This window comes from Pyrobaculum sp. (assembly GCF_049971835.1).
Lineage (GTDB): Archaea > Thermoproteota > Thermoprotei > Thermoproteales > Thermoproteaceae > Pyrobaculum.
In genome coordinates this window covers 1-6,801 of sequence record NZ_JBMFKV010000108.1, presented here as the reverse complement: position 1 = coordinate 6,801, position 6,801 = coordinate 1, and the positions used below count along the sequence as shown (strand labels likewise).

General features: G+C 55.5%; 11 protein-coding genes and 1 pseudogene. 2 read left to right on the top strand and 10 right to left on the bottom strand.

What is annotated here, in order from left to right; genetic code table 11:
- Positions 1–23 precede the first annotated feature (23 nt).
- Positions 24–746, bottom strand: a complete 723-nt coding sequence (locus ACP5J3_RS09480) for a BtpA/SgcQ family protein (protein WP_428495463.1) — start codon at positions 744–746, stop codon at positions 24–26.
- A 100-nt stretch (positions 747–846) separates the two neighbouring features.
- Here ACP5J3_RS09480 and ACP5J3_RS09475 point away from each other — a divergent pair, with 100 nt between their 5' ends.
- Positions 847–1,032 carry a hypothetical protein gene (locus ACP5J3_RS09475; protein ID WP_428495462.1) on the top strand — a complete coding sequence of 62 codons (186 nt, stop codon included), beginning with the start codon at positions 847–849 and terminating at the stop codon, positions 1,030–1,032.
- Between the two features lies 1 nt (position 1,033).
- Positions 1,034–1,450, top strand: a complete 417-nt coding sequence (locus ACP5J3_RS09470) for a hypothetical protein (protein ID WP_428495464.1) — start codon at positions 1,034–1,036, stop codon at positions 1,448–1,450.
- A 59-nt stretch (positions 1,451–1,509) separates the two neighbouring features.
- Here the strand turns inward: ACP5J3_RS09470 and ACP5J3_RS09465 are convergent, their stop codons facing one another.
- The 9 genes and pseudogenes from ACP5J3_RS09465 to ACP5J3_RS09425 all read right to left on the bottom strand — a co-directional run.
- A complete protein-coding gene (locus ACP5J3_RS09465; RefSeq protein ID WP_428495461.1) occupies positions 1,510–1,896 on the bottom strand; it encodes a hypothetical protein in 387 nt (128 codons plus the stop codon).
- Positions 1,880–2,770 (bottom strand): M48 family metallopeptidase, encoded by an 891-nt coding sequence (locus tag ACP5J3_RS09460; protein WP_428495460.1) that lies wholly within the window; start codon positions 2,768–2,770, stop codon positions 1,880–1,882. Before ACP5J3_RS09460 ends, ACP5J3_RS09465 begins: the two co-directional genes overlap by 17 nt.
- Before the next feature lie 28 nt (positions 2,771–2,798).
- Positions 2,799–3,167 (bottom strand): DNA-binding protein, encoded by a 369-nt coding sequence (locus ACP5J3_RS09455; protein ID WP_428495459.1) that lies wholly within the window; start codon positions 3,165–3,167, stop codon positions 2,799–2,801.
- A 19-nt stretch (positions 3,168–3,186) separates the two neighbouring features.
- Complete coding sequence (locus ACP5J3_RS09450; protein ID WP_014287952.1) at positions 3,187–3,375, bottom strand: hypothetical protein; 189 nt, start codon at positions 3,373–3,375, stop codon at positions 3,187–3,189.
- Positions 3,363–4,244, bottom strand: coding sequence for an ATP-binding protein (locus tag ACP5J3_RS09445; RefSeq protein WP_428495458.1), 882 nt, complete (start codon positions 4,242–4,244; stop codon positions 3,363–3,365). Before ACP5J3_RS09445 ends, ACP5J3_RS09450 begins: the two co-directional genes overlap by 13 nt.
- Positions 4,245–4,267: 23 nt before the next feature.
- The gene (locus ACP5J3_RS09440; RefSeq protein ID WP_428495457.1) at positions 4,268–5,470 is read right to left on the bottom strand and encodes a helicase C-terminal domain-containing protein; all 1,203 of its coding nucleotides are present in this window, start codon (positions 5,468–5,470) and stop codon (positions 4,268–4,270) included.
- A 14-nt stretch (positions 5,471–5,484) separates the two neighbouring features.
- Positions 5,485–5,823, bottom strand: a complete 339-nt coding sequence (locus ACP5J3_RS09435) for a hypothetical protein (RefSeq protein WP_014287949.1) — start codon at positions 5,821–5,823, stop codon at positions 5,485–5,487.
- Between the two features lie 12 nt (positions 5,824–5,835).
- Positions 5,836–6,585 carry a 5'/3'-nucleotidase SurE gene (gene surE, locus ACP5J3_RS09430; protein WP_263243090.1) on the bottom strand — a complete coding sequence of 250 codons (750 nt, stop codon included), beginning with the start codon at positions 6,583–6,585 and terminating at the stop codon, positions 5,836–5,838.
- A gap of 22 nt (positions 6,586–6,607) precedes the next feature.
- A pseudogene (locus tag ACP5J3_RS09425) lies at positions 6,608–6,801 on the bottom strand (transporter); the annotation flags it as partial.

Genomic DNA, 6,801 nt, shown 5'->3' with positions numbered 1-6,801 from the left:
GTGAGAGATGGGGAGATTCTGCCCTAGAGCGAGAGCCTCCTTCTCGGTCTCAGCGTGTTTTTAGCCCCTCTCACCAGCCTCTTGGCTTTTTCCACGTCTACCTCCCTGCCCTCTTTTAGACAGGTGCCTACGATTGCCCCGTCGGCGATTTTGAGGAGGGTTAGGGTGTTGAAGCAGATTCCGCTCCCCACCAACACCGGCAGATCTGTGTGGGCCCTCGCGACGGCTATGTCCACTGGGTCTGGGGGCTCCCCCGTCTTTCCGCCGGTTATCACAATGGCGTGGGGCCTCGCCCTGGTTGTGGCTGTCTCGACGGCCTCCGCCAGCGTCGGGGGGTAGATGGAGCGGCCGTGTTTTACGTGGACGTCTGCCAGCACCTTGACGTCTCTTAGGTAGGGGGCCTCGGGGGTCAGCACGCCGGATTCTGTGAGCACTATGTCTGTGTAGGCGTTGCATCTTATAAATCTGCCGCCGGCGTATTTCGCGACGAGGGCCGCCTTTCTACAGGCGTTGCGTAGTAGGTTCACGCCGACCGGCACCGACACCTCCCGCACCACGTCGCGGGCGGCCACGGCGACTGCGATGGCCCTCCGGAGGTCGGCGCGGGGCTTGTAGGGGGCGTCGTAGTAGTTCTCCACAATTATGGCGTCTACCCCCGCCTCCTCCAGCCTCTTGGCGTTTCTAACGGCGTGGTTTAGATAGTCGGCGTCGTCGATCTGCAGTAGGTGGAGCACTCCGATAATCACACGCGACGCCACCTGTCCCTATATATACTTGTCCGCCCCGTCGGCGTCTCCCCGCGGAGGCCGGCGTCTGTGGCGAAATGTTCAAATACCCCCTCTTTGCATGGGGGCGATGGTTTATCCTCCGAAGACTTTGATGGTGGGGAGGTGCTCCCGCTGTGGGAGGAGGATATACGCATTTGAAGATAGGTATGTGTGTAAGAAGTGGGGCTACGTCTTCTGCGACGTCTGTGCGAGGAAGCTTCAGTATAGGTGTCCAGACGGCTACACTCCGCTGGAGCTTGTCTAAAGTGCTTCTCTCAATAACGGCGAGCCCCGGGGTGAGGTCTATTACAATTACCTCGGGGGATAGGGTGCTCGCCCTCCACATGTACGCCAGAAGCACATACGGGGCCGTGGTGGCCCGGGGCAGGGAGTGCTTAGTGGGTGGGGAGGATTTGAGAAGGGCGGCTTGGCTTCTTACGCGGCTGATGGATAGGGTCGGCGAGCTTTTGAAGTCTAGGTACTACACCTACACGGGGCCTCTGGAGGTTGTGGGGGACCGGGTGGTGTATAGGCCGTACGTCTCGCCGACCTCCACGGCGGAGGTTGTGCTGTCGGGCAAGACGGCTAGGGTGGCCTCCGGCGAGGTCCGGCGTAGGTTCAGCACCAGCCTAGACGTGGGGGCGGTGCTGAGGAGGTATCTGGAGTTGTTGGAAAAGTGTTAAATTCTCCCAGGTGCTCTGGGCTGGGTGAGGAGACCAGGCTGTCTGACTGGTGATTGTGGTTAATAGCGCTGACGCCCCTGCCTCGGCTTTATGAGGAGCTCCCCGTCTCTCAGCTCGAGCTGCGCAATGCCCGCGCCGAGGAGGTACGCCAAGGCTCTGTCGGGGTCGTGCCCCTCGGCCCTCAGCCTAGATAGGAACTCCGCCAGCTTCTCAGGCTGGGTGGGGGCTTCCGTGTCTAGGTAGAGGCCGGGCTCTATTCTGAGGTCTGTCTTCATGACTATGTCCAGCTCCGTGTATATGGCGTAGAGCTTCTCTAGGAGGTTTATTATCGTGGTTAGCTGCTTATACAGCTCCGCCACGACGCTTCTCAGCTCGTCGTCTTGGTACTTCTGCGCCAGTCTGTCCAGCTGCTCTATCGAGCGGGCTAGTCTAGTAAGGAATTGCATGGAGTTTACGTATTCTGTCTATTGTGAGGGGGTGCGTCCTGGCTAGCAGAGTCAGCCTAGCGGCTAAGGGGTTTAGCAACGACTCTACTATGCCGTTCCAGTCCAGCTTAACCAGCGCCGAGACCAGCCTCTCCCTGTGCCTCCGCGCCGCGTATTTGTCTGCCTCGAATTCAAAAGCCTGGAGCATGGCGGTGTAGAGAAGAGCCACGCCTATGAGGTGTATCGCGAGAAGCGTTATTGAGTACTTGGCGTAGACCAGGTGTACGAGGGGGATTCTGAGGGTGTACTCAGAGATTAGGAAGGCAAGTAGTTTGTGGGTGTGGCGGTATTTGATATGTCCCCTCTCATGTTCCAGCACCGCCTGCAACTCCTCGGGGGACAGCCGGGCGAATATGCCGGTGGTGAAGTAGACGACGGGGCCTCGCGGCCCGTCTAGAGTGAAGGCGTTGGGGCGTCTGTCTCTGGCCACGCACACGTTGACAGGCGCGTAGTAGTACTCGTAGTCCCCCGGCAGTTTCTGGGGGTTTTCCAAGATCTCTAGCTTGTTCCTTCTGAGGTACTCCACGTCTCCGTAGTTAGTCCGCACCACCTTGACCGCGTCTGGGATAAAGCAGTTTTTCTTTAGGTATATATACAGCGCCATGTAGGTGATGGATATGAGGGACACCCCGAGTGCCCATTGTATGTATAGGTTTTTGACCGCCAGTAGTGGGGCTACTGAAAGGGCCAGGGGGGCTAGGAAGAGTGATAGGTTTGTCTGCAACGGCGGGGGGTCTACATACCTCCCGTCCTTATACGTCCCGACCAGGGCCGCCTTGTAGCTCTCTTTTTTGTATCTATCCCTGAGAAGCTGTATCAGTTCTACTGCCTGCACCTATTTACCCAGTCTCCTCAATATAAGACTACTGCTGAATTTTTTCTGACTCTAAAAACTCCAGAACCTTTTCAGGCTCGTATATCGACAGCATATCCCAGAACTTGTTGGCTTTATACAAGCCGTACACCTTTCCCCTCGCGCTTCTCTTAATTATCGTGATGTAGCCTCTCTGGACCAAGTCGTCGAGAAAAGCTCTTATCAACACAGTCTTGGCTCTTAGATCCTGCCTCCCGTAGAGATGGAGGTCCTGCGCCACCTTTGAGGGGCGGAAGGTCACGAGGTTTCCCTTGGCGTTTTGCACCTGCTCCCTGAGGAATTTGATGGTGATTAGCTTGATACGGAAAGAGTCTATTTTGTCGTTGTAAGTTCGTGAGAGGGTCCGGATGTCGGCCATATACATAAAGAAGGTGCCCCTATTTATTTATTTCTTTGACATTTTTAAAGCATATATCCTCTAAGTACTCTACTTTACTTTTTAATTCTGAGATTTTTCTCTCAATACTAGCGATATACTGCATAAAATAGTTAATATATATATCACATGGAGCAAGCTCGTCCTTTTCTAAACCTAGGAGCTTTAGTATCTTCTCTACACTATCCATAACTCTGTGATTTTGTTGTCCCTCACCACAGCGGCGCGTGCCGTCTTTATGTTGTAGGTGTAGTGCGGCCTCGTGATTACAAGATTGCAGTGGACGAGGAGGTCCTGCGCCGGCATTTCGTTGCTCACAAGCACTATCCTGAGCCCGTACTTTGCGCTTTCGAAAATTAAGTACTTCACCACGTCGCCTCTCCCCAAGATGTTCTGCGCCTCGTCTATTACCAATAGCCTCTCGGGGTTTTTACTCACCCCCTTTTTAAATAAAAAATTATATAATGAAGATAATATAAATAATATTACTAAAATCTTTTCTTCATATAGTTTTAGTTTTGAAAGATTTATTGAAATGAATTTTTTTGTTTTGAATAATGTTTCGACGGGGATTACCCCCTCTTCGAAGACATCTATCACATATTCCAGCCTCCGGGCTATCGCCGCCTTCATCTCCACCTCGCTCCTAGTGGTGACTAGGAAATCCTCCAGCGCGGTGAGGATATCCCTCAGAGTCTCCAGCCGCCTGCCTCTCACTGCTCTGTAGAGGAAGTAGATACTCGGCTCGTTGAGATTAAGCGACAGGCCTAGTATCTCCACTAGAAGTTTCTTGTCGAACTTCTCGAAGGTGAACTTCAGCTTCCTGGCATCTATAGAAAGACCTCCGTACTCCCCATGCCAGTCCAGTACCAGCGCAGGCAGTCCTGACCTGGCGATTATCTTCTTGGCTAGCCTCGTCTTGCCGCTCCTGGTGGGGCCGGTTATTACGACGTGTCTATCCATGGCGAGGTACACCGGCCCGGTCTTCCCAATGCCGACGAGCACGCCGTCGTTCATAGTAAGGGCAAGAAGCAGAAGTAGCAAAAGGAGTTCCCACATGTATAATTGTAAAATATAAGCTACTACACGGCTCTTGACAGGTACCGCGGGAGGTACGATCTGTATTCAGCAAATCTGTCGTCTATGAGCAGTATGTACTTCCTCTCTCTGTCTAGCCCCCTCATGACCCTCCCCGCGGCCTGCACGACGTGGTTAACTGCGGTGAACAACACCCCGTATTTATACCCGTCATACCCCAGCCTCTTGAGAATCCTTACCTTGTCCCACAGCTCCCGGCTACGGACATCTGGAATTGGAAACCCAACCAACACGCCAGCCTTCACGTTTAAGTTGACACCCTCGGAAATGGGGCTACCGTAGTAAGTCACTATTACGTGGTCAATATCCCCTAGGGGCTGGTCAGACACAGGCAGGTCTGCAATTTTGCTAGCGTAGAGCGACGCCAGCTCTTTGTTTGGCAGAAACACCACAGCCCTCCTATACTCCCTGAAAATATGCCTAACCCTGTCAATAACCGCGTCTACATACCGCTTCTTTAGACGGGTTCTGTACCTGATCTTCAGAGGCATGTAATCTACGTCGAGGTTCTCCTCCCCCGGCAGGCGCTGTATCTCTACATACTCGGCCCTTAGGAAATATGTAAAAATATCTGAAAACTGCCTCACAATGGAGGCGCTTGCCGCCAACAGAAAACGGGCCCTCCCAGCCACCTCGCCAACTAGCGGCAACACGAGACACGTCAAGCCGCCCCCACCCCCGATGCAGTACCTCCGCGAGTAAAGCTCCTCGTCGCCGACCTCTACAGTCGACAGCAGGTTATGCGCCTCGTCCAGCGCGACGAACTCCACCTCCTCGAAAAGGTCAGCCACGGCGGATATGTTCGACACCTTCGACAGATAGGCAAGGGGCAACACCACCACCCCCTTGCGCCTGCCCTCCACGTGGAGCGCCTCGTATGGACACACCCCCATTTTATACAACTCCTCTACGTCGAAAATCGGCGCCTCGGCCCTGCGAGACTTAGCCTTACACACCCCGCTATCCCTCAGCTCGAAGCACCGAGCCCAGCTCTCCGCCCTAAAGGGGCAGAGATGCCTTCTTCCGAACAGCACGCCGGCGTCGCCTCCGTGCTCCGCCACGTAGCGCGCCATCTGGAGCCCCTCCACGTGGCTTCTGACGAAGATTAGAGAACGCCTACCCGCCGCCAGCCTTGCGATCAGCCTAGACTTCCCAAACCCAGGGGGGGCGTGCAGGACGTACCTCACTAAATAGCGGGGCTTTAAAACCCGCTTAACAACTCCTCGAGGTACTCCCTAAACCTGGAGTTTGAAATCTCCTCCAGCTCTAGGCAGTACTTCACCATATTCTTCACAAAAGCCTCCGCCAGGGCTGGGTCACGTTCTTTCAACATCTTCAACTTCTCGGGGAGGTCCACCCGCATCACCCTCACGGCGGAGTCCACGGAGGTGATGTGCCTCTCCAAGTCTCTTATCTGGCTCACCACGTCGTCCAGCACGTTGACAACCTCGGCGGGGACTCCGCCGAGGTCCAAATCTGCGTACGCCTTGTTGACACAGTACCGCACAAATCTGTACCTCAGAGTCTTAACCACGTCCATGGCCGCCCCATGTCAGCAGTTTATTTGCTTTGCCCCGATTCTCACCCCCATTTCTCTGCCGAACCCCCCGACGCTCACTATCCCCGAGTCGGAGACGCCCAGCACAGTTATTCCACGCATCTCGTAGAAGTAGTACGCGTCTGTATCCCGCTCGAAGCTCTCCCTCCTAGGCCCCCACCTCCAGTAAAACCTCTCGCCCCTTGGATCCACGCCTTCGTACAGCCTCTCACTGTAGACCGATCTGGCGAGCCTCCTCACGCAGTAGACACCCCCTCCCCACTCCCGAGGTATGTTGACGCTAGCCGCCAGCGCCCCGTCTAAGCCCGCTCGCAACGACTCGACGGCTCCCCCCACCACCCTCTTCATAAACTCCACGTCGCCGCCAACCTCCATAGAGACGGCGATTGAGGGCACGCCCAGCGCGCCTGCCTGCACAGCCGCTCCCACAGTGCCGCTTCCATAGGTGGCCTCTATGCCGATGTTCTCCCCCACGTTGACGCCGGAGAGCACCATGTCGGCGTCTGGCGCAACCAGCTTCAAGGCCATAAACACGGCGTCGGCGGGGAAGCCGTTCACCACGTAGAACCGCCCAATCCTCCTCACCCTCAGGGGCTTGTGGTAGGTCCTCGCCAGTCCCGCGGCGGACCTCGGCCTCTCCGGGACTACGACGACCACCTCGTGGCCCCGCGACTCGAGCACCTCCACCAGCGGCTCCAGAAGAGGCGTATGAGGGCCGTCGTCGTTAGTCACTACTATCTTCACAAGAGGCGCATTAGGCGGGTTTTTATCCTATGAGGGCAACTAAAGCCAGGCCGAGGACTGCAATAGAGGCGCCCGCCGCCCTCCACCACATAAAAGGCCTCTCGAAAAGCGCCGTGATGAGCGGGTAAGAAGATGTGACTAAAGACACCGTGACGTAGTCCCCTATAGACACCGCGAGGGTGTAGGCGCCGAAGCCTACGAACGTGTCCACAAACC